Consider the following 20,741-nt stretch of genomic DNA (forward strand, 5'->3'; position numbering starts at 1 on the left):
TGCAGCGATCATCCCGCCTCCGCGGACGGCACGCCAAGCCGGCGAAGCCGTTCCCTGGCGGCCAGCTCGCTTGGACCCCTGCGTCCCAAGGCCAGGCGTACGACGGCGAGAACCAGCTTTGTCGCGAGCCTCACCGGCAGCGGCAGGGGACCCAGCCGGGGAACGTCCAGCCCGAGCATCCGGCGGTACCTTGGCTCCAGGCTGTACACGGCGCCCGCGAACAGGATCCGGTAACCCGGCCGGAGCACCCTGTTCAAGGGCGGGTTGCGGACGAATTCCACTGTCTCTGCCACGCGGGCGTCAACGCGGAGATCACCGCTTTCGTACCAGCGGTCCAGTTGCCTGTGCAATTCCGCCTCGGTGAGCGGCGGGTCTTCCACTCCCATCAGCCGGCCGGCCTGGGCCCACTCCCGGACGTACGCGTCCGGTCCGCCGGGAATCGTGCCTCCCCACAGCTTGTGGGCGGTGAGGAAGGCGTCAGTGAAGGCCAGATGGATCCAGCTGGCCAGTTCCGGATCGTTGGCGCTGTAGGTGCGCTGCGCCCCCTGGCTGTCGCGGTAGCTGCCCTGGACGGCCTCGTGCAGCCGGCGCACCCTCCGTGAGGCGTTCTCGGCGGCCTCCTTGGAGCCATAGGTCACTGTGAAGATCCAGCGGATGGTGTTGGCCAGCCTGCCCAGCGGGTCCTCGCGGAAGTTTGAATGTTCGTGGACGCCGGCAAGGGCGCCGGGGTGCAGGGACTGCATCAACAGAGTGCGGATTCCGGCGACAATGGGCGACATTGAACCGTGCACTGCCCATACCGCGGAACCGGGCAGGTGGTACCCCGGGTCATCGCCCTCCGCAAGATCCAATTGCCACTGCTGAACGCCTTCGGAACCGTTGCTGAAGGTTCGGACCAGGCGCTTCTTGATGGGACTGAGAATGTTCTTGATGGTGCACGCCCTCCTGTGGAGAACTCGGCTGTAGAGCTTATCGTAAGCACCTTTTTAGTGCAGCCGCAGCGACTGGTCCTGTACCACCTGGCGGCGCTGGAAACGGCAGTCTCCACAAAAAACCCCGCAGTGTCCCCGCTCCGGGGTTCACAGGGCTGCGGCCATATGCTCTCATGGTAGGTACCGTCAAGACGCGTGCGGGTGGCCAAGTCCTGGAGTCAGTCTTGTGGGCAATCACGCGGTATCCGGGAAGGACGATAAGAACGCCAAGGGCTTTTGCCTGCCTGTAGCGCGGGCACTGGCCGCCACGGGGGCGCTCGCCATTTCCGTCTGCGCCTTCAACCTCTCCGGCAGCGCTCCTGAAACGGGAACCGCAGCGGCATCCGTTGCCCGTCCGGGCGCCGGTGCTGCGGGGAATTCGACTGGTCTCAGTGCCGGCACCGTCGCTGGTACTGAGGCCACTGGATTTGCCGCCGCGGTACCTCCGTCGGACAGCCTTGTGGCGGCTCCCCGGACAGCCGCGGTCCTGGCCGCTCCCCAAGCCGAAATTGCCTTTCCACGCCCGCTCGTAGGAAGTCTCGGTGAGGATGCTCCGGCGCCGGTCACGGTAGGGCTCTCAGGGGTGGGAAGGCCGCCGGCAGGCTATCTCATGGCGCCCCTCAAACTGCTGATTCCCTCGTCGCCCTTCGGATTCCGCGTAAGCCCGTTGTCCGGGCTGGCAGGGGACTTCCATCTCGGCCAGGACTATTCGGCCTCCTGCGGCACCGCGGTGTACGCGGCGGATTCAGGTGTGGTCCGTGCCGCCGGATGGCATCCATGGGGCGGCGGCAACCGGGTTGAGATCGATCACGGCAACGGACTCGTCACCACCTACAACCATCTCGAGTCCATTGCCGTCCGCAGCGGTGACTTCGTCAATGTTGGGCAAGCCATTGCCCGGGTAGGCACTACCGGGTGGTCGACGGGATGCCACCTGCATTTCGAAACAATCCTCAACGGACGCCACACGAATCCGCTGAAATGGCACCTCATGGCGGTACGCCCGCTTGGCGCCGGGCCCGCTGAGCTGCTGACCTACCTGCCAGTCCCCGGTGTTGCCTCCACGGGGCCCATACGCTGGACCATTCCGGTGGGGCTGGGCAGCGAGGCTCCCTCGGCCGCCCCCTGGGCAAATGTCCCGACGACGGCGGCTGGCTCCTCTGCGCGGCCAGCATCCGCGTCGCTGTTGGTGGCGACGGTCGACACCGGCACGCCGTCCCCCACGCCGACGGAAACTGGAACGCCGTCGCTCACTGACATTGGGACGCCGTCGCCGACTGAGACTGGGACGCCTGCGCCGACTGAGACTGGGACGCCTGCGCCGACTGAGACTGGGACGCCTACCCCGACCGAGCCGGCCCCGGTTGAGCCCGCGCCGACCGAGCCTGCGCCGGTTGAGCCGGCCCCGACCGAGCCTGCGCCGGTTGAGCCTGCCCCGATCGAGCCTGCGCCGATTGAGCCGGCCCCGGTTGAGCCGGCCCCGGTTGAGCCGGCCCCGGTTGAGCCGGCCCCGATCGAGCCTGCCCCGATCGAGCCTGCCCCGATCGAGCCTGCGCCGGTTGAGCCGGCCCCGGTTGAGCCTGCGCCGATTGAGCCGGCCCCGGTTGAGCCTGCGCCGATTGAGCCGGCCCCGGTTGAGCCTGCGCCGATCGAGCCGGCCCCGATCGAGCCTTCCCCGACCGAGCCGGCCCCCATCTAACCGGCGGCATCGGCAACCAGCTCCTCATCGGCGCCCTGAAGTGCGCCGGAAATCCGTGCTGGAAACGCCAAGCCCGGACCAATACCGTGATCCATTGGCAACGAATTCCATGCATGGACAACTTCTTGGGGAAGCCGCCTGTAACTGACCTGTACCGGGTTCCGCTGACCCTGAACGACGGTTCCCCGACCGATTTTGGCAGGTTCAAGGGCAAAGTGGTGATGGTGGTCAACGTTGCCTCCAACTGCGGGTTCACGCCCCAGTACACGGGGCTGGAGACGCTGTATCAAAAGTTCCGGGACCGGGGGTTTGAAGTACTCGGCGTCCCGTGCAACCAGTTCGCAGGGCAGGAACCGGGCAGCGACAGCGAAATCGCCGAATTCTGCCAGCGCAACTTCGGGGTCACCTTCCCCCTCACCCTCAAGGCGGACGTCCGCGGCAGGAACCAGCACCCCCTTTACGCGGAGCTCACCAAGTTCAAAAGCGGGCTGCTGCCCGGATTGGTGAAATGGAACTTTGAGAAGTTCCTGGTCAACAGGGACGGCCAGGTGGTGAACCGCTTCGCGCCAACCGTGGAGCCCGATTCGGCGGAGGTTATCGACGCCGTCGAGGAGGCCCTCTGTTGAAAAAGGGGCGCTTCGCCGAACCGGACGGCCGAAAAGCGCAGTTCTTTCATTTTTTTTCACATCAACTACGGCGATTCACCCAAAGTTTGCCAAATGTCTGATTGGATAAACATTACTGAAGGGTACAAGGGAAGCGCCGTTTCCCACCGACCACAGAGGCAGCAATGGAGCACATCGAGGCCGAACATCCCCGGCCACGCCACTTCCTACTCCACCTGAGCGATCCCCACTTGATGGGAGGTCCGGATCCCCTTTACGGCGTCGTTGACAGCGAAGCACGCCTTATCCAGCTCTTCGAAGAGGTGAAGGCGTCCGGGGCGCGTCCGGAGGCCGTGATCTTCACCGGCGACCTCGCCGACAAGGGCGATCCGGGAGCCTACGTGAAACTGCGGGCAATCGTTGAGCCCGCCTGCGAGGAACTCGGCGCCGAGGTGATCTGGGCGATGGGTAACCACGACAACCGCGAAAACTTCCGGGCGGGACTGTTGGACGAAGCCCCCAATGACGCGCCGGTGGACAAGAGCTACTTCGTCAACGGGCTGCGCGTCATCACCATGGACACCTCAGTTCCCGGTTATCACCACGGCGAGCTGAGCCCGGCGCAGCTGGACTGGCTGACGCGGGAGCTGGACACGCCCGCTCCTGACGGCACCATCCTGGCGCTGCACCACCCGCCCATACCCTCCGTCCTGGATCTCTCGGTCCTGGTGGAGCTGCGTGACCAGGCGTCTCTTGAGGCAGTAGTCCGGAACTCTGATGTCCGCACCATCCTCGCGGGCCACCTGCATTATTCGACGACGGCGAGCTTCGCCGGCATCCCGGTATCGGTGGCGTCGGCCAGTTGTTACACCCAGGACCTCAATGTTCCCGTTGGCGGCACCCGGGGCCAGGACGGCGGGCAATCCTTCAACCTGGTGCATGTTTACGAGCACACCATCGTCCACTCGGTGGTTCCGCTGGGAAGGTCCACGACAGTGGGGGAGTACGTCTCGCCGGAAGAAACCGAGTTCCGGCTGGCCTCAGCCGGGATCCGGATTCCGGAAACCGCCAAGCAGCGGAACAGCGCGAAGCTCAAGCAGCCGAACAGCGCGAAGCTCGGGCTCCCCACAAGCCGGTAGGCCGCCCGCCTACTTTTCCCAGGGCGCCTTGATGGGGAAGTACTTCTCCAGGAAGTCCGTCACCAGTGCGGCGCGCTCGTCGGCATCCACCTCGGGGAAGCTGCCATCGTTCAGGCAGAAGAAATCCATGTTCCGCTTGGCCAGCAGCTTGGGCAGGTAGTTCAGTCCCGTCCGCATGGTGGTGTCCACGTAACGGACCTTCGCCGCCGTCTGGGTTACTGCCCGGCCCGTGAGCAGGGCGTAGTAGTGGTAGAAGGAGTTGGTCACGGAGATGTTGTCCGCCGCCCTGAAGCGGCTGGCCGCCGTCTTTCGGAATTCCTCCGGGAACTCGCGCTCCATCTTCGCCACCACGCTGCGCCGCAGCGGCGCTGCGGTGTGCTCCAGGTGCCGGGTGGTGATGCGGCCGAACCTGTTCCACAACAGCTTGCGGTTGACGCGGGCCGCGTTCTCGAACCCGCTGCGCTCTGCAGCGTTCTCGCCCAGGCCGATCCGGGTTTCGGCCTCGATGAACTTGGTGATGCCTCCCGGGGTGAAGAACAGGTCCGGGCTGACCGGCCGGCCGAAAAACATGTCGTCATTGGAGTACAGGAAGTGCTCGGACAGGCCTTCGATGTTGTGGAGCTGGCACTCCACCGCCTGGGAGTTGTGCGTGGGCAGCACGGAGGGGTCCGAGAAGAACTCCTCACTGCGGACGATGGTCACGGACGGGTGTTCCGCCAGCCACGCGGGTGCCGGTGAATCCGTGGCAATGAAAATGCGGCGGATCCAGGGCGCAAACATGTAGACGGACCGCAGCGCGTACTTGAGCTCGTTGATCTGCCGGAAGCGGGCCTCGTGGTCATCGCCCTCGCCCAGGACAACGTCCTTCTGTTGGGCCCGCCGGGCGGCTATGTACTCAGGGGAGCTGCCGTCCACCCAGGAGAACACCAGGTCGATGTCGAAGCTGATGTCGCTCGCGTGGTCCGCGAACATGTTCTCGATGGTGGGCCAGGTGTGGCCGTAGCGTTCAACGGTGCCTCGGACGGCGTCCTGCCGGAGCAGGGTCCTGCGTGTGAGGGAGTTCTCGATCGGCAGGATGATCTCGTCGCCCTTGAAGGACCAAAGCTCAATCTGGACACCCGCGGAGGCACCGAACTCGAAGCCGCCGGCCGGCTCCACCCGCGGCCGGTACAGGCGGAAGATGCGCGCCTGCCGGTTGGAGGAGAGTTCACCGTCCGCAACCAGGAGGGAGGTTTTCTTCTTGGCGTCCACGGTCATGGAGTAGAAGGGTTCGTCCTGGCAGGCTTCCACCAGGGCGGCCCGGAGCTTCTTCCTGTCTTTCCAGTCCAAGGCAATGACAGGGCGGTCGTTGTTGCCCCTGACCAGCAGGTATGCCAGGCCGGCGTTGGCCAGCACATTCCTGACGAACAGCAGGTCCTCCACCATGGCCTGGTAGGGAGTCCTGTTGTAGTTGATCAGGGCGATGCGGCCCTTGTGCGTAATGACATCAGGGCGCGGGTTGAGGCGCTGCTCAGCTTCTGCGGAGGTGATCTCTGCGTGAAATTGTTCCTCTACGGATGCCTGGCCGCCGTAGTAGACCTCGTCTTGAACCGGTGCTTCTGTAATGGTGGTCTCCGTGCTGCGTATTAGTTAGCGTTCCTATGTGCATGATAGCCCCGCCGGTAAAACGGCAGGGGTTCGGGCAGCCGATGCCCGGAAGGGGCTCAGCCGCCCAGCGCCTCCCGCCAGCTGCGGAGGAAAGCACCGCCGGCGTCGTCATGGATTACGGACGCCGGAAGCCCCAGGTCCTCGGCGGTCAGGACTTGGTACGGTTTTTCCGGGATGCCGTCCGCGGGCCGGACATCCACGTGCTTGACCGGGTGGTCGTTGTGGTGAAGCCAGTCAGCCATGGCATAGTCCGTGCGCGAATCGCCAACGGTCCGCCAGGCCTCCGGGGTGATGCCCTGTGCCGCGAGCAGCTCCACTGCCCGGCTGGCTCCCAGGTCCTTCCCAAGCCGCACCGATTCAATGTCCGTGGAAATGATGGTGGGGTCCACCCGGTAGTCCACCTCGTCGTCGGAATTGGGGGCGTGGTGGTCCAGCCGCACCACTCCCAGCCCGTGGCGGGCCATCAGGTCCATGGCGTCGGCGTCGAAGAGTTTTTGCTCCGCCAGGTACTCGGCACTTGGCACCTCGATGTGCTGCTCCACGGACACCATGGCCCGCTTGGTTTCGTCAAAGAACATGTGCGCTGCATAGTCCTCTGCCACCATCCGCCGGATGTCGTCCCCGTAGGCTGCCGGCACGGCGAGTTCGCGGTCCACGTGGATAGGGCCGGGCCCGGCCGCGGTGTAGCTGAACCAGACGGCGCCCTTCTCGCAGACGGCGTGGATGATGGTGCCTGACGGAATCCCGGCGGCGATCATGGGTTCCATGACCTGTTCCCTGATGAACGCGTCAGAGCGCCCGGTGTTGAAAACAACGGGGATGCCGGCGGCGGCGAGGGCCACCAGGTCGTCGATGATCTCCCGCTTCACATCGCGGGTGACCGGACTTGCCACCGGCCCGTCCACGTCGAGCAGGAGTGCCAGAGGCGGTGTGGCTCGTGCATGGGCTCCTGGTGCGGGCACGGCGGGGGACTCGGATACTGTCATACATCTATTCTCTCAGCAGTGCCGGGGGCGGGCTGTTCCTGGCGGGCCTTGGGCACCGCATGTGACACATGGTCACTGTTTGGCCACAACCTGCAACAGGCACGCCCGGGCACTTTCGCTGGACGTGCAGGATGCCTAGTGTGGCAAGGTGATATTCAAAGCTGTGGGCGAGGGCCGCCCTTACCCCGACCATGGTTACATGACGCCGAAGGACTGGGCCTCGCTCCCGCCGCGGCCCGTCCGGCTGGATGAGCTGGTGACCACCAAACGCACCCTTGACCTGGAAGCGCTGCTGGCCGAGGACTCCACCTTTTTCGGTGACCTATTCCCGCACGTGGTGCAGTACCAGGGAACCCTGTACCTGGAGGACGGGCTGCACCGCGCCGTCCGCACCGCCCTGCACCAGCGCACCGCAATCCACGCTCGCGTCCTGGTGATAGATGGCTAGGAAAAAGCAGCAGGACGTCAGTGTCCTCCACGGCCACCACGTTGTCACCGGCCCCGAACTGCGGGCCACCTTTGAAGCGGCCCGCGACGCCGACGATACAGCGCGCGTGCGCCGCCGGGCGCTGCACGGGGTTGTCCTGGTCCTCCTGATCGGCCTCATCGTTGCGGCCATCATCACCGCGCTGGCCATCATCGACGAACGGCTGAAGTTTCCTGCCGCAGCGCCGGCCGAGGAGGCCGTTTCCACCTGCCCGGCCGCCACCTTTGACTACACCCCCCACGAGCAGATCAACCTCAACGTCTATAACTCCACCAGCAGGCCCGGGCTGGCCCGCTCGGTGGCGGATGAGTTCCTGGCCAGGAAGTTCGTAGTGGGCGCGGTGTCCAACATCGACGCAGGCTACCGTGGCATTGCCGCCGTGGTTTCCGGGGCGGCCGGGCAGGCCGCTGCCTTCAGTGTCCAGCGCAACCTGCCGGGTTCGGACTACTTCCAGGACAGCAGGACAGACGGAAGCGTGGACGTGATCCTCTCCCAGGACTACAAGGCGCTGGCCCCGCCCGAGCTCGTTGACCAGACGCCCGGAAAGCTGGGTTGTCCGCGGGAAAGCCGCCGGGTTGCCGACGACGACAAATGGCCAGTCATCCCCTCTGCAGCGCCCACTCCGTGACGCGGGGTTGGCCGCCCGCCCACTGTGGTGCTGCTTAGCCAGCCACCGCGGGAAGCGGGGCCAGCCGGACGGGGCGGCCGTCGTCGTCGAACCTTGCCCCGGCCCCGAGCTGGATGAAGCGGACCGTCCTGGCCACCCGGGCTTCCAGTTCGGCGGGCTCATCGCTGCCCCTGGCCGCGCTGGAGGACAGCGTGCCCAGGATCAGCTGTGCCTGCTGGTTGACGTCCGCCACAGGAAGGTAGCCCTGCTCCATTCCGTCCCGCAGGATCCCCTGCAGCAGGACGCTCAGCTCGCCCACGTGGTTGGCGAGTTTGGCAAAGGACGACGGCGAGAGCACCGCTCCCATGGCAGGCCCCGGCGGGAGGTGGCGGCGGCTGAGGTCCACCACCTGCGCGCGGACGTACAGCGCGAGCCTGTCCACGGGGTTGTCCAGTCGTCCCAGGGAGTCCCGCAGTTCGGAGAGGAACTTCTCAGTCTCATCCAGGGCGTAGGAAATCAGCAGCTCTTCGATGTCCGCGTAGTAGTTGTAGACGGCGGTCCGGCCCACCCCGGCGTGCCGTGCCACGTCCGTCATGGTCAGCCCGGGCAGGCCATGGGAGAAAAGGAGTTCGCCGAAGGCCGTAAGGATGCGGCGCTGGGTGTCCGCTCGCTGCTCGGCATTACTGGCCGCTGAAATCCTGGGCATACAGACACTTTACCGCCATGTGTCAGTAAACGCCCCGCCCTTTCCTGCCGCACTTTCCTACGCCGGGCAGCCGTCCGGTCCGCAGGCCTCCCCCTCGCCGGAGTTGACCATGACAAGGGGATTGGCTTCCTGCCATGCCTGGTTCAAGGCGGCAGTGAAGGTCTCAACGGGTTGTGCCCCGGAGAGTCCGTACTTCCGGTCGATCACGAAGAACGGGACGCCGCTGATGCCCAGGGACCGGCCCTCCTCGAAATCGAAGCGGACTGCGTCCGCGTACTTGTCCGTGGTGAAGAGCTCATCCACTGCGCCGGGGTCGATGCCGAGTTCGACGCCGAGCGACGCAAGGTACTGCCGGCTGCCGATGTCCTTGCCATGCTCGAAGTGGTCGCTGAGCAGGCGTTCCTTTGCAGCATCCTGCTTGCCGTGGGCAGCGGCAAGGTGGATCAGGCGGTGCGCGGTGAAGCTGTTGGCCACCACCACCGAGTCGAACCGGTAATTCAGGCCCTCGGCCTTCGCCTGGCCGGCAACGTGGCCGAACATCGCCGAGACCTGCTCTGCGGGGATGCCCTTGCGGGAACTCAGGTACTCGAGTTCCGTGCCGTCATAGTGCTCGGGAAGGGTGGGGTCCAGCTGGTAGCTGCGCCAGGTCACGTCCACGTAATCACGGTGCGGGAAGGCCGCCAGGGCAGCTTCGAAGCGCCGCTTGCCAATAAAGCACCACGGGCAGGCAACATCGGACCAGATCTCTATCTTCATGTTGGACGTAACCGCGGATTTCGGGCCGCCATTCCGGAGCCCGGTGTTAGTTGCCGCACAGTGGGTCTTGTCTGCCGCCAATCCTGCGCCATAGTCTGAGTTGAAGGCTAAGCAGATGCCACCGGATGATTCTGAATTAGACCGCGGGACATATCAGGTTCCGCGGACAGTATTGCCCGGCCCGGCTGGGGAGCCAGGCCCGTTCTAGGCGAGGCCAGGAATGCGGATAGGACTGGTTGCAGGACCTTGGATCCCTGTTCCACCGGTAACGTACGGTGGCATTGAAAGAGTAGTGGACAGCCTCGCCAGAGGCTTTGCGGCGGCCGGGCATGACGTCGTGTTGGCAGCTCCCTCGGACAGCACATGCGCTGTCCCCCGGGCTCCGGGCATGCGGCCTGCCCACAGTGACGGACTCGGTTTAGCCATCTCTGAGCTGAGCCACGTAGTCCGGGCGTACGCAGCCATGGGGGACGTGGATATCATCCATGACCACACCCTCACCGGCCCCCTGTACGTGGAGCGGCCTGACCAGGTCCCGGTGGCAACGACAATCCACGGCCCGCTCAGTGCGGACGCAGTGGATATCTACCGTGCCATCGGCCGGAGGGCGGCTGTGATCGCTATCTCCCGGGACCAGTGCTCGCGCGCACCGGAGGTGCCGGTGACGCGGGTCATCCACCACGGGATGGACGTTTCCTCCGTTCCGATGGGGTCGGGGACCGGCGGCTACCTGTGCTTCGTCGGGCGGGCCTGCGCCGATAAGGGACTGCTGGAGGCCATTATGATCGCCAGGGAGGCGGGACTGCCGCTGCGGATAGCGGTCAAGATGCGCGACCCCGACGAAATCCGGTATTTCCGTGAGGTCATCGAGCCCATGCTGGGGCCCAATGAGGACTTCGTCGGCGAAGTGGACGACGCCATCAAGTATCGGCTGATGGGCGAGGCGCTGGCCTTCCTCAACCCGATTCAGTGGTCTGAACCTTTCGGGCTGGTCATGATCGAGGCGCTTGCCACAGGCACCCCTGTAATAGGCACCCGGATAGGTTCCGCACCCGAAATTATCGACCATGGCCGGACCGGGTACCTGGGAAGCACGGAGCAGCTGGCGGGCTTTGTGCATGAGGCGGAGAGCCTCAGCCGTGCAGCTTGCCGAAAGGCCGCCGCGGAACGGTTCAGCGAGGAACGCATGGTGAACGAGCACCTCCGGCTCTTCGAGAAGCTGGTCGCAGGGGAGGCTCCCCCAGGGGTTCCGGATGCGATCGGTTTGCACCAGAATCTTTAAGGGACGGTCTTCCGAACCGCGGTAAGTCCGCCTCCTAGCGAAGGAGCCCTTTCCCTTGACTGCATGGAACGCCGACACCGAGGCCGCCGCATCCGAATCAGGTTCGGTGACGGTGCTGGAAGGATCCTCGTTCTGCATCTCATCCGGCACCGGGGACATCAGTTCAGACACCGGCACGAACGGTGCTTTCTACCAGGACACGCGCATCATTTCCCACTGGATCCTCCGAGTTAATGGCTCCTTGCGTGAACCGTTGGCGGCGCAACGGCCCAAGCCCTTCGAAGCCACCTTCGTTGGGAGGGCCCAGTGGCCGGACGGCCGGTTCGACAGCCCGCTGGTGGTCCGTCAAACCCGCCACATCGGCCCCGGCCTGCAGGACGACATCACGCTGGAGAACTACTCGGCTGAGCCTGTGGAATGCGACATCGAACTCCTCGTTGGTGCAGACCAGGACGATCTTTTCGACGTCAAGGTGGGCCGCACGTCAAAGCATGCCGAGGCCGTCCGCACGGTCCGCGACGGCCAGCTCGTGATTGAAAGCGCCCGCAACGGCCAACGGCGGGGAACGGCCGTCCGGGCCCGCGGCGCCGCCGTCAGCACAGACGGGCTCCGCTTCCGCGCCACCATTCCACCCCGCGGCAAGTGGGCTACCAGCATCATTGTGGTCCCCCTGATCAACGGGCAGGCCCCCGCCGACGCCTTCAGCGAGGACGGGCTGCCGCACCACCGGGAGGGCGCCCGCCGGCACCGGCACTGGGAGCAGAACGTCCCGCTGATCACCGTGTCGGACGCCAACCTGCAGGATCTGCTGAACCGCAGCCAAAGCGACCTGGGATCCCTGCGGATCTTCGACCCGCACCATCCGGAACGGGTAGCCGTCGCCGCCGGCGCCCCCTGGTTCATGGCGCTCTTCGGCCGCGACTCCATCCTCTCCTCCTACATGAGCCTGATGGTGGACCCCAAACTGGCGGCCGGGACGTTGCAGACCTTGGCCGGCCTCCAGGGGACGAAGGTGGACACGGACTCCGAGGAAGAACCGGGGCGCATCCCGCACGAGGTGAGGTTGGGCGTCACCGCGGGGCTGGCGCTGGGGGGCAGCGCCTACTACGGCACCGCTGACGCCACGCCGCTGTTTGCGGCCCTGGTTGGCGAGCTGAGCAGGTGGGGGCAGTCAAAGGACATTGTGGAGCCGTTGGTGCCCCACGTGGACAGGGCTTTGGAGTGGATCGAGAAGTACGGGGACCGCGACGGCGACGGGTTCGTGGAGTACATCCGGCCCAACGACCATGGACTCGTCAACCAGGGGTGGAAGGATTCCTGGGACGGCATCAACTTCGCGGACGGGACCATGGCGGAGGCGCCCATTGCCCTCTGCGAAGTCCAGGCCTACGTTTACTCCGCCTATGTGGGCCGGTCACTGCTGGCCCGCTGGAGCGGCGACCGCGCCCTGGAACAGCACTGGGCTGAACGCGCCGCGGATTTGAAGGCCGCCTTCAACGAGAAGTTCTGGCTGCCGGACAAGGGTTACTTCGCCGTGGCGCTGGATAAGGACAAGCGGCCGGTGGACGCGTGTACTTCAAACATGGGGCACTGCCTCTGGATGGGCATCGTGGATGAGGACAAGGCGGCTTCCGTGGTGGAGCACCTGATGTCCCCGCAGATGTTCACCGGCTGGGGAATCCGCACCCTCAGCTCGGACATGGGCGCCTACAACCCGGTGAGCTACCACAACGGCTCGGTGTGGCCGCATGACACGGCCCTGGTGGCAACCGGGCTGATGCGCTACGGATTCGTGGAAGAGGCGCGCCGGGTGGCCACCGGCATCTTCGAGGCAGCTGAGCATTTTGACGGCAGGCTGCCCGAACTGTTCTGCGGTTTCGACCGCGGCGAGTTCTCCGGACCGGTGGCATACCCCACCGCCTGCTCGCCGCAGGCATGGGCGGCGGCGGCGCCCATACAACTGGTCCGGGCCCTGCTCCGCTTCGACCCCGTCTTCACGCACGGGGTAGTGCACCTGGCGCCGATCCTTCCGGAGGAGGTGGGCGAGTTCCGGGCTGAAAACGTGCTGCTGGACACCGCCCGCATCAACATCAGGGCGTCCGGGACCCACGGCACCGTGGAGGGGTTGCCGCCGGGCCTCAAGCTCCTGGCGGAACCGCGCCCGCCACTGGCTTACCCGGCTGAGTACGTGTAAGAGGGCAGCGGGGGGGCTGGTCACAGGAGGGCTCGCTCCAGCACGAAATCGTGCTCCACGGTATTTCCCAGCCGGAAAGACTTGGTTCCCACCCTGCGGAACCCTGACTTCTCGTAGAAGCGGATGGCCCGCGCGTTTTGGCTGTTGACCCCGAGCCACACACCGGCTGCGCCTGATCCGGCCGCCGCCTGGAGGCTGGCGTGCATCAGCTCCGCAGCGGCGCCCAGGCCGTGGTGCCCGGGATGCACATAGCACTTGCTGAGCTCCACCGACGGCGTCAATGTCAGCACCGCGGACACATCCGGGTCCGCCGCGGGACGGTTCACCAGGAGGCTGTACCCGCGGAGGGCGCCCTCCCCGTCTATCACCAGGACGGTGACGTCCGGGTCACTGAGGTACGTCCGGAAGTGCTGTTCGCTGAGGGTGTTCGCCAGATGCGCTGCTATGTCTTCAGGCGACGTCGACGGCGGGCACGCCAGCGGAAAGGTGACGGTTGCCAGGGCTGCCAGCGCCCCGGCGTCGTCTGTTGTTGCCGGGCGGATGGTGTGGGTCATGCAGGGATTCTACGTGCGTGCCCCCCGGGAGCTACTGCTTGAAGGCGGCGTCGAAGGACGTGCTCGACGGCGGGAAGTCGAACTTCTTGAGGGCCGCGAGGGCTTCGGGGGCGCCGTGCAGGCGGTCCATGCCGGCGTCTTCCCATTCGACGGAGATAGGCCCGTCATAGCCGATCGCGGACAGGGCGCGGAACGAGGCTTCCCAGGGGACGTCGCCGCGGCCGGCGGAGACGAAGTCCCACCCGCGGCGCGGATCGCCCCAGGGCAGGTGGGAGCCCAGGACCGTGTTGCGGCCGGTCTGGCGGATCTTGGTGTCTTTGCAGTCCACGTGGTAGATCCGGTCCTTGAAGTCCCAGATGAAGGAAACGGGGTCCATTCCCTGCCACATCATGTGGGAGGGGTCCCAGTTCAGGCCGAACGCTTCGCGGTGTCCGATCGCCTCGAGGGTGCGGACGGTGGTCCAGTAGTCGTAGGCGATCTCGGACGGGTGGACTTCGTGGGCGAACCGGACGCCGCATTCGTCGAAGACATCCAGGATGGGGTTCCAGCGGTCGGCGAAGTCCTGGTAGCCGGCGTCGATGACCTTTTCCGGGACGGGCGGGAACATGGCCACGTACTGCCAGATGGAGGAGCCGGTGAAGCCGACGACGGTGTCCACCCCGAGTGCCTTGGCGAGCCGGGCGGTGTGCTTCATTTCCTCGGCGGCCCTCTGGCGGACGCCTTCGGGGTCGCCGTCGCCCCAGACCTTGGCGCCCACGATGTCCTGGTGGCGGAAGTCGATGGGGTCATCGCACACGGCCTGGCCCTTGAGGTGGTTGGAAATGGCCCAAACCTTCAGGTTGTACTTTTCCAGTACGGCGAGCTTGGACTCCACGTAGCCGGGTTCGTCCCAGCGCCAGGCGTCCAGATGGTCCCCGGAGACGGCGATTTCCAGGCCGTCGTAGCCCCAGCCGGAGGCCAGTTTGGCCACCTCTTCGAAGGGCAGGTCGGCCCACTGGCCGGTGAACAGGGTAAACGGGCGGGGCATGTCAGGCTCCTTGCGGGTGGGTGGCGGTGGCGGCCGGGTTGGCGGGGGCCAGTTGGATGAGGGCGCTCTTCGCGGCGGCGGATTCCTCCACGGCGTCCAGGATGCGCTGGACGGCCAGCCCGTCCTCGAACGACGGCGACGGCGCGGTTCCGGAGCTGACGGCAAGCAGGAAGTCGCGGACTTCGTGGGTGAAGGTGTGCTCCCAGCCGATGATGTGGCCCTGCGGCCACCACGCCTTAAGGTACGGGTGCTCGGGCTCGTTGACAAGGATCCGGCGGAATCCCTGCTCCCGGGCGGGTGCGGTGGCATCCAGGAACGCAAGCTCATTGAGGTTTTCCAGGTCGAACCGGAGGGCGCCCTTGTCGCCGTAGACCTCAAGCTGGAGGGAGTTCTTCCGTCCGGTGGCCACCCTGGAGGCCTCCACTGAGGCGACTGCTCCCGAGGCGAGGGACAATGTTGCCCAGGCGGCGTCGTCGACCGTTACATCCTCAAGGCCGCCTGCGGGACCGCTCGTGCCGGGGCGCCTGTTCACGAAGGTGTGCAGGCGGCCGGTGACCTCGGTGACCCGGTCCCCCAGGAGGAACAGCACCTGGTCGATGGCGTGGGAGGCGATGTCACCCAGGGCGCCGGAGCCGGCTGTTTCCTTCTTCAGCCGCCAGGTCATGGGCGCCTGGTCGTCAGCCAGCCAGTCCTGCAGGTAGGCGGCACGGACGTGCCGTACCGTGCCGATCCTGCCCTCGGCGATCAGCTCCTTGGCAAGGGCAAGGGCAGGCACCCTGCGGTAGTTGAACCCGACCATCGACTGGACGCCCCTGGCCCGTGCGGCCTGCGCCGCAGCGGTCATTGCCTCGGCCTCCGCCAGGGTGTTGGCGAGGGGCTTCTCCAGCAGCACATGCTTGCCCGCCTCAAAGGCGGCGATGGCGATTTCGGCGTGCATCCATCCCGGGGCGCAGACGTCGATGATGTGGATGTCGTCCCGCTCCAGGACAGTGCGCCAGTCGGTGGCCGTTTCCGCCCACCCGTACCTGCCGGCAGCCTCCGAGACGGCGGCGGCATCGCGGCCAACCAGGACCTTTTGTTCAAACGCCGGGACGTCGAAGAAGCTGGCCACGTTCCGCCACGCGTTGGAATGTGCCTTGCCCATGAAGGCGTAGCCGATCATCGCCACACCCAGTGGCGCCGTGGTTCCCGGTTCCCGGCTCATGCGCCCTCCCCCAGGGTCAGCGTCTCCGGTGCCCAGTCCTCGGGGAGCGGAGCAGAGGCCGGGGCGGAGCTTTCCACGTCCACGAACGTTCCTGAATCCATGGATTCCGAGATGGAGACCATGGCGTCCAGCACATGGTAGGCCAGGCTGCCGGGGGCGCGGTGGGGGACGCCGGCACGCAGCGAACGCGCCATGTCCAGGACGCCCATGCCGCGGCCGTTCGCCGGGCCCGTGGCCGGGATGGTGGTCCAGGCTTCGTCGCCCGCGCGCCAAAGCCTGACGTCGCCGTCGAAGTTGTTGGGATCCGGCAGGGAGATAGTGGCCTCCGTGCCTGTAATCTCCACGAATCCCATCCGCGTGCGGGGAGATTCGAAGGAGAAGACGCTGTGGGAGGACGCGCCGCTTTCGAATTGCGCCATGGCCGAGACGTGCGTGGGGACTTCCACGGTGAACTCCTCGCCGGCCTTGGGTCCGGAACCGATGACGCGGATGTCCTTGGCCTTGGAGCCGACGGCGGCCACCTTGCGGATGGAGCCGAAGGCCTGGACCAGGGTGGTGAGGTAGTAGGGGCCCATGTCGAACAGGGGGCCGGCGCCGTACTGGAACAGGAAGGCGGGGTTGGGGTGCCAGGACTCCGGACCCGGCGTCTGGAAGGTGGTCATGCCGGTCAGGGGCGTGCCGATGTCGCCGCGCTGGATCAGGCGCAGTGCAGTCTGGAGCCCGGCGCCCAGGAACGTGTCCGGGGCGCAGCCCAGGCGAATCCCCGCGGAGTCTGCGGTTTTGAGGAGCCCCAGGCCTGATTCGCGGTCAAGGGAAAAAGGCTTCTCGGTCCAGACGTGCTTGCCGGCGTGTACGGCTGCTGTGGCCACTTCGACGTGGGCTGCGGGAATGGTCAGGTTCACGATGATCTCGACGTCGGGGTGGTGCAGTGCTTTTTCCACCCCGCCCCACTCGGGGATGCCGTATTCGTTGGCCCGGGCTTCGGCGGCTTCCTCGAAGAGGTCCGCGATGACGTGGACCTTGAGGTCGGGGAACGTGGTGAGGTTGTCCAGGTACTGCTTGCTGATGTTGCCCGCGCCGATGACGCCGACGCCCACCGGGCCTTTGCTGGGGGAGGGGGTGCTCATTCGCTGGCTCCTGCGCTGTTGAGGAATGCCAGGCTCTCGGCGATGCCCTGGAAGATGTCTCCCTCGTAGTCGTCGAATTCCACCACGCCCACCTCCAGGGCCTTTGCTGCGGCGATGACGTCAAGGACCTGCACCTTGCCCTTGCCGGCCGGTTGCTGGGCCTTGGTATCCGTGGTCAGGGGGCCGTCCTTGATGTGGATCAGCTTTACCCGGTCACCAAGCCTGGCGAGGATGTCCACCGGATCCTGCCCGCCCACGGCCACCCAGTAGGTGTCCACTTCCAGGACCAGTTCCGGGTCAAGCAGGTCGGCGAAGTATTCCAGGGCGGTCCGGCCTTCGACGAGTGACTCCAACTCCCACTGGTGGTTGTGGTAGCCAACCCGGATGCCGTACTCGGCGCCCTTTTTGGCGGCTTCGTTCAGCTTCTCCGCCGTGGCACGGATGTCCTCGGCCGTCTGCCAGCGGTCGGCGGGGATGAACGGGTCGATCACCGTGGTGATGCCCAGGTCCCTGGCCGCTGCGAAGATTTCGTCCTGGTCCTGGCTGAGCAGCGGGGCATGGCCGGACGGCGCCGTCAGTCCGTTCTCTTTCAGGGCACTGCCCAGCTCCTTCGCGGTGGCCACGAAATTGTAGGGCTCCACCTGGGTGAAACCGATGTCCGCGACCCTGCCGATGGTTCCGGGAAGGTCCTCTTCCAAGGGCCGCCGAAGAGTGTAAAGCTGAAGCGAGTAGTCCATGGCCTGCCCATTCCTTGCTGCTCGATGTTGCATGCGCCGCAGCACATGAGTTGGGTTTTTTACAAATTACGGCGACTTTTGGCGCAAGTCAATCAAAAGTCAAGGATTACTCGAACCAAAGTATTTCCGAATGTGCTATTCCTTAGGTATGGCGATCGTTCCGAGGCAACAACCGCGTCTACAGCAGGAAGCCGGGCTGCTTTCGCGCACCGGTGACCTGTTCCAGCTGCTCCGTGACGGCAAGCCCCGCACGCGGTCCGAACTGGCGGACCTGACCGGCCTTGCCCGGACCACTGTTGCCTCCCGGATTGATGCCCTCCTTGCCATGGGCCTGGTGGGTCCGGCCGGCGAAGCGGCCTCCTCCGGCGGGCGGCCGCCGTCGAAATTTGCGTTTAACGCGGGGGTCAGGCTGGTGCTCGCCGCCGACATAGGCGCAACCCATGCCTCGGTGGCGGCCACCGACCTGAATGCCACCATCCTTGCCAGGCACTCCGAAGCGATCGATATTGGGGAAGGTCCCGAAACCGTCCTGAACCGCGTCATCGAAATAGGGCGCAAGCTGTTGGAAGACGTCGGGCGCCGCGTCGGCGATCTTGCCGGAGTGGGGATAGGACTCCCCGGTCCTGTGGAACACAGCACGGGGCGGCCGGTGAAACCTCCCATCATGCCGGGCTGGGACGGGTTCGATGTGGCCGGATTCGTTGGCCGGCAGCTGGGCACGGTCGTGCTGGTGGATAACGACGTGAACATCATGGCGATCGGTGAGCGGTACGCCCACTGGCAGGAATTCCAGAACGTGTTGCTGGTCAAAGTGGCCACGGGCATCGGTGCCGGCATCATCAGCAACGGCCAAATCCAGCGTGGCGCAGATGGTACTTCCGGCGACCTTGGGCACGTCCGGGTCCCCGACGGCGAGGACGTGCTGTGCCGCTGCGGCAACAGCGGATGCCTCGAGGCCCTGGCATCCGGACCTGCCTTGGCCGGTAAGCTGCGTGCGGAAGGAATCGAGGCCACCACCAGTACAGACGTGGTGGAACTCGCGGCCAAGGGAAACGTCCAGGCCATCCATGCGCTGCGGCAGGCCGGACGGGACCTGGGGGAGGTACTCGCAATTTGCGTGAACCTGCTCAACCCTTCCGTCATTGTGGTGGGCGGAAGCCTGGCACGCGCCGGCGACCAGCTGCTGGCGGGGGTACGCGAGGCGGTTTACCGCAGATCGCTGCCGCTTGCCACGTCCCGGCTCCGCATCGAGCAGTCCAAAGCTCCGGCAGACGCCGCAATACTTGGTGCCAGCCGGATGGTGATTGACCACGTCCTCTCGCCCGAAGCGGTGGAAACCGCCATCCGGACGTCCACCCAGGCTGATTAGGCGCGTCCCCCCCAATTTCCAGGCCTGTACAGTCCGTGCACCCAAGCGCGTAGGCACGCAAGCACCCAAGCACGCAGGCCTCGCCGCGGCATGCCCTCGAATACCGGCAGATGTACCCCGGGATCCAATCGGATACCGAAAAATCCCATCCGATTCTTGTTGACATGGGTCACACTCCATGGAAATCTGCTTACAGCGGCTCGCTTACATACTTTTGACCTATAGCGGTTGAAAGTTGCGGCTGACCGCTTCATCGTCCCGCTGTCCGGTACCTGCGGCCGTCCGATTATGGCCGTGGACCGAATGGGCGGACCAGGCCACCCCGAAAGGAAACTCGTGAAGGCATCCATGCCAGCAAGACGCCGTCGTCTTGCCCAGAGTGTTGCAGCAACCGTAGTTGCCGGTGTCATGCTCGCGGGCTGCGGAAACCAGCCGGCGTCGAAATCGGAATCGACCCAGGCTCCGGCCGCGGCCGTAGCCGATCCCAAGAGCGCAGAAGGCGCCAAGGGAAACATCCATTTGTGCGGCGGCAAAGACGCGAGCGGCATCCACAAGAACACCACGGCGGCCTTCAATGCCGCCAACCCGGGCATGACGGCGAAGTACACGGAGATCGGTGCCACGACGGACGAATCCCGCACGCAGGCCGTCCAGCGCCTTGAAGGCAAGTCCACCGAGTGCGACATCTTCATGACGGACGTGATCTGGACGGCCGAGTTCGCCTCCCAGGGCTGGCTGCTTGACCAGACCGAACTGGTCGAAGGAATCAAGGACAACCTCATCACGTCCACGACGGAGACGGTGAAGTACGACGGCAAGTACTGGGCCGCACCCTTCTACACGAACGCCGGCCTGATCTACTACCAGAAGGACAAGGTGGCCAAGCCGGAAACCTGGCAGCAGCTCTACAAAGAGGCAGCCAAGGCCCCAGGCAACGGGCTGGTCTACCAAGGCAAGCAGTATGAAGGCCTGACTGTGAACTTCCTCGAACTCCTCTACAGCGCCGGCGGCGAGGTCCTGGATGCCAACGGCGAAGTGGCTGTGGACAACGACACCACCCGCAAGGTCCTGAACTTCATGGCCGACGGCATCAAGAACGGTTCCGCGGACCGTGCCGTGCTGACCTACAACGAAGATCCCGCACGCCTGGCCTACGAGTCCGGCAACTTCGGATACCAGCGCAACTGGCCCCACGTCTACCGCCTCCTGAACGCCACCAACCTGGCAGGCACCTTCGGCGTGGCACCGCTGCCCTCCTTTGACGGCTCCGCCAAGCCAAGCGGCGTCCTGGGCGGCTGGAACTTCGCCATCTCCGCCCACTCCACCAACCCGGGCGCAGCCGTGGCCTACATCAAGTTCGCCACCTCCCCGGAGTGGCAGAAGCACGTGGCCATGGACAACTCCCAGGCGCCGGTGAACGAGGCCGCCTACTCCGCCCCCGAAGTCCTGGCCAAGATGCCGTTCGCGAAGGAACTGCTCGACTCGGTCAAGGGTGCCAAGCCCAGGCCGGTCTCCCCGGTGTACCCGCAGATTTCCCAGGCCATCAACAAGAACGTCTACGCGGTCCCGTCCGGCACGGCCACAGCGGATGACGCAACCAAGCAGATGGCTGAAGAGATCAAGACCGCCAAGGCGACCTTCTGA

The 20,741-nt window shown here is 65.5% G+C and carries 19 protein-coding genes; 9 read left to right on the top strand and 10 right to left on the bottom strand.

Features of this window, described 5'->3' with window-relative positions; all coding sequences use genetic code 11:
* Window positions 1–8: 8 nt before the first annotated feature.
* Window positions 9–899 carry an oxygenase MpaB family protein gene (locus SMD14_RS02980; RefSeq protein ID WP_321216208.1) on the bottom strand — a complete coding sequence of 297 codons (891 nt, stop codon included), beginning with the start codon at window positions 897–899 and terminating at the stop codon, window positions 9–11.
* A 259-nt stretch (window positions 900–1,158) separates the two neighbouring features.
* On the opposite strand from SMD14_RS02980, the gene SMD14_RS02985 reads away from it, so the two are divergent.
* The 3 genes from SMD14_RS02985 (at window position 1,159) to SMD14_RS02995 (ending at window position 4,414) form a co-directional block, all read left to right on the top strand.
* Complete coding sequence (locus tag SMD14_RS02985; RefSeq protein ID WP_321215262.1) at window positions 1,159–2,670, top strand: peptidoglycan DD-metalloendopeptidase family protein; 1,512 nt, start codon at window positions 1,159–1,161, stop codon at window positions 2,668–2,670.
* 113 nt (window positions 2,671–2,783) lie between these two features.
* Entirely contained in the window at window positions 2,784–3,296 is a 513-nt protein-coding gene (locus tag SMD14_RS02990) for a glutathione peroxidase (protein ID WP_321215263.1), read from the top strand.
* 164 nt (window positions 3,297–3,460) lie between these two features.
* Window positions 3,461–4,414 (top strand): phosphodiesterase, encoded by a 954-nt coding sequence (locus SMD14_RS02995; RefSeq protein ID WP_321215264.1) that lies wholly within the window; start codon window positions 3,461–3,463, stop codon window positions 4,412–4,414.
* A gap of 9 nt (window positions 4,415–4,423) precedes the next feature.
* On the opposite strand, the gene SMD14_RS03000 is transcribed toward SMD14_RS02995, so the two are convergent.
* On the bottom strand, window positions 4,424–5,839 hold the full coding sequence (locus SMD14_RS03000; protein ID WP_409339704.1) for a stealth family protein: 1,416 nt from the start codon (window positions 5,837–5,839) through the stop codon (window positions 4,424–4,426).
* A gap of 278 nt (window positions 5,840–6,117) precedes the next feature.
* Entirely contained in the window at window positions 6,118–7,047 is a 930-nt protein-coding gene (locus tag SMD14_RS03005; RefSeq protein WP_321215265.1) for a hypothetical protein, read from the bottom strand.
* Window positions 7,048–7,195: 148 nt separating this feature from the next.
* Between SMD14_RS03005 and SMD14_RS03010 the strand changes: the two genes are divergently transcribed.
* Window positions 7,196–7,495, top strand: coding sequence for a type II toxin-antitoxin system VapB family antitoxin (locus SMD14_RS03010; protein ID WP_199775313.1), 300 nt, complete (start codon window positions 7,196–7,198; stop codon window positions 7,493–7,495).
* Window positions 7,488–8,162, top strand: a complete 675-nt coding sequence (locus tag SMD14_RS03015; protein ID WP_321215266.1) for a LytR C-terminal domain-containing protein — start codon at window positions 7,488–7,490, stop codon at window positions 8,160–8,162. Before SMD14_RS03010 ends, SMD14_RS03015 begins: the two co-directional genes overlap by 8 nt.
* Before the next feature lie 34 nt (window positions 8,163–8,196).
* Here the strand turns inward: SMD14_RS03015 and SMD14_RS03020 are convergent, their stop codons facing one another.
* Window positions 8,197–8,847, bottom strand: a complete 651-nt coding sequence (locus SMD14_RS03020; RefSeq protein WP_157239310.1) for a TetR/AcrR family transcriptional regulator — start codon at window positions 8,845–8,847, stop codon at window positions 8,197–8,199.
* A gap of 57 nt (window positions 8,848–8,904) precedes the next feature.
* The gene (locus SMD14_RS03025) at window positions 8,905–9,603 is read right to left on the bottom strand and encodes a DsbA family oxidoreductase (protein WP_157239309.1); all 699 of its coding nucleotides are present in this window, start codon (window positions 9,601–9,603) and stop codon (window positions 8,905–8,907) included.
* Window positions 9,604–9,823: 220 nt separating this feature from the next.
* On the opposite strand from SMD14_RS03025, the gene SMD14_RS03030 reads away from it, so the two are divergent.
* Complete coding sequence (locus tag SMD14_RS03030) at window positions 9,824–10,885, top strand: glycosyltransferase family 4 protein (RefSeq protein ID WP_321215267.1); 1,062 nt, start codon at window positions 9,824–9,826, stop codon at window positions 10,883–10,885.
* Window positions 10,886–10,940: 55 nt separating this feature from the next.
* On the top strand, window positions 10,941–13,079 hold the full coding sequence (locus SMD14_RS03035; protein ID WP_157239305.1) for a glycogen debranching N-terminal domain-containing protein: 2,139 nt from the start codon (window positions 10,941–10,943) through the stop codon (window positions 13,077–13,079).
* 20 nt (window positions 13,080–13,099) lie between these two features.
* Here the strand turns inward: SMD14_RS03035 and SMD14_RS03040 are convergent, their stop codons facing one another.
* Genes SMD14_RS03040 through SMD14_RS03060 form a run of 5 tightly spaced genes read right to left on the bottom strand, consistent with a single transcriptional unit; the run spans window position 13,100 to window position 17,728 of the window.
* The gene (locus SMD14_RS03040) at window positions 13,100–13,633 is read right to left on the bottom strand and encodes a GNAT family N-acetyltransferase (protein ID WP_321215268.1); all 534 of its coding nucleotides are present in this window, start codon (window positions 13,631–13,633) and stop codon (window positions 13,100–13,102) included.
* A gap of 31 nt (window positions 13,634–13,664) precedes the next feature.
* Window positions 13,665–14,660, bottom strand: a complete 996-nt coding sequence (locus tag SMD14_RS03045) for a sugar phosphate isomerase/epimerase family protein (protein WP_321215269.1) — start codon at window positions 14,658–14,660, stop codon at window positions 13,665–13,667.
* A 1-nt stretch (window position 14,661) separates the two neighbouring features.
* A complete protein-coding gene (locus SMD14_RS03050; protein WP_321215270.1) occupies window positions 14,662–15,864 on the bottom strand; it encodes a Gfo/Idh/MocA family oxidoreductase in 1,203 nt (400 codons plus the stop codon).
* A complete protein-coding gene (locus tag SMD14_RS03055) occupies window positions 15,861–16,991 on the bottom strand; it encodes a Gfo/Idh/MocA family oxidoreductase (protein WP_321215271.1) in 1,131 nt (376 codons plus the stop codon). Before SMD14_RS03055 ends, SMD14_RS03050 begins: the two co-directional genes overlap by 4 nt.
* Window positions 16,988–17,728, bottom strand: coding sequence for a sugar phosphate isomerase/epimerase (locus SMD14_RS03060; protein WP_321215272.1), 741 nt, complete (start codon window positions 17,726–17,728; stop codon window positions 16,988–16,990). Before SMD14_RS03060 ends, SMD14_RS03055 begins: the two co-directional genes overlap by 4 nt.
* Window positions 17,729–17,876: 148 nt before the next feature.
* Between SMD14_RS03060 and SMD14_RS03065 the strand changes: the two genes are divergently transcribed.
* A complete protein-coding gene (locus SMD14_RS03065; RefSeq protein WP_321215273.1) occupies window positions 17,877–19,097 on the top strand; it encodes an ROK family transcriptional regulator in 1,221 nt (406 codons plus the stop codon).
* 348 nt (window positions 19,098–19,445) lie between these two features.
* Complete coding sequence (locus SMD14_RS03070) at window positions 19,446–20,741, top strand: ABC transporter substrate-binding protein (RefSeq protein ID WP_321215274.1); 1,296 nt, start codon at window positions 19,446–19,448, stop codon at window positions 20,739–20,741.

It is taken from the genome of Pseudarthrobacter oxydans, assembly GCF_034258515.1.
GTDB lineage: Bacteria > Actinomycetota > Actinomycetes > Actinomycetales > Micrococcaceae > Arthrobacter.

Coding starts and splice junctions, on each gene's coding strand:
- SMD14_RS02990 (WP_321215263.1), top strand. CDS start 2,784: ATGGACAACTTCTTGGGGAAGCCGCCTGTAACTGACCTGTACCGGGTT.
- SMD14_RS02995 (WP_321215264.1), top strand. CDS start 3,461: ATGGAGCACATCGAGGCCGAACATCCCCGGCCACGCCACTTCCTACTC.
- SMD14_RS03000 (WP_409339704.1), bottom strand. CDS start 5,839: ATGGTGGAGGACCTGCTGTTCGTCAGGAATGTGCTGGCCAACGCCGGC.
- SMD14_RS03005 (WP_321215265.1), bottom strand. CDS start 7,047: ATGACAGTATCCGAGTCCCCCGCCGTGCCCGCACCAGGAGCCCATGCA.
- SMD14_RS03015 (WP_321215266.1), top strand. CDS start 7,488: ATGGCTAGGAAAAAGCAGCAGGACGTCAGTGTCCTCCACGGCCACCAC.
- SMD14_RS03020 (WP_157239310.1), bottom strand. CDS start 8,847: ATGCCCAGGATTTCAGCGGCCAGTAATGCCGAGCAGCGAGCGGACACC.
- SMD14_RS03025 (WP_157239309.1), bottom strand. CDS start 9,603: ATGAAGATAGAGATCTGGTCCGATGTTGCCTGCCCGTGGTGCTTTATT.
- SMD14_RS03030 (WP_321215267.1), top strand. CDS start 9,824: ATGCGGATAGGACTGGTTGCAGGACCTTGGATCCCTGTTCCACCGGTA.
- SMD14_RS03040 (WP_321215268.1), bottom strand. CDS start 13,633: ATGACCCACACCATCCGCCCGGCAACAACAGACGACGCCGGGGCGCTG.
- SMD14_RS03045 (WP_321215269.1), bottom strand. CDS start 14,660: ATGCCCCGCCCGTTTACCCTGTTCACCGGCCAGTGGGCCGACCTGCCC.
- SMD14_RS03050 (WP_321215270.1), bottom strand. CDS start 15,864: ATGAGCCGGGAACCGGGAACCACGGCGCCACTGGGTGTGGCGATGATC.
- SMD14_RS03055 (WP_321215271.1), bottom strand. CDS start 16,991: ATGAGCACCCCCTCCCCCAGCAAAGGCCCGGTGGGCGTCGGCGTCATC.
- SMD14_RS03060 (WP_321215272.1), bottom strand. CDS start 17,728: ATGGACTACTCGCTTCAGCTTTACACTCTTCGGCGGCCCTTGGAAGAG.
- SMD14_RS03065 (WP_321215273.1), top strand. CDS start 17,877: ATGGCGATCGTTCCGAGGCAACAACCGCGTCTACAGCAGGAAGCCGGG.
- SMD14_RS03070 (WP_321215274.1), top strand. CDS start 19,446: ATGCCAGCAAGACGCCGTCGTCTTGCCCAGAGTGTTGCAGCAACCGTA.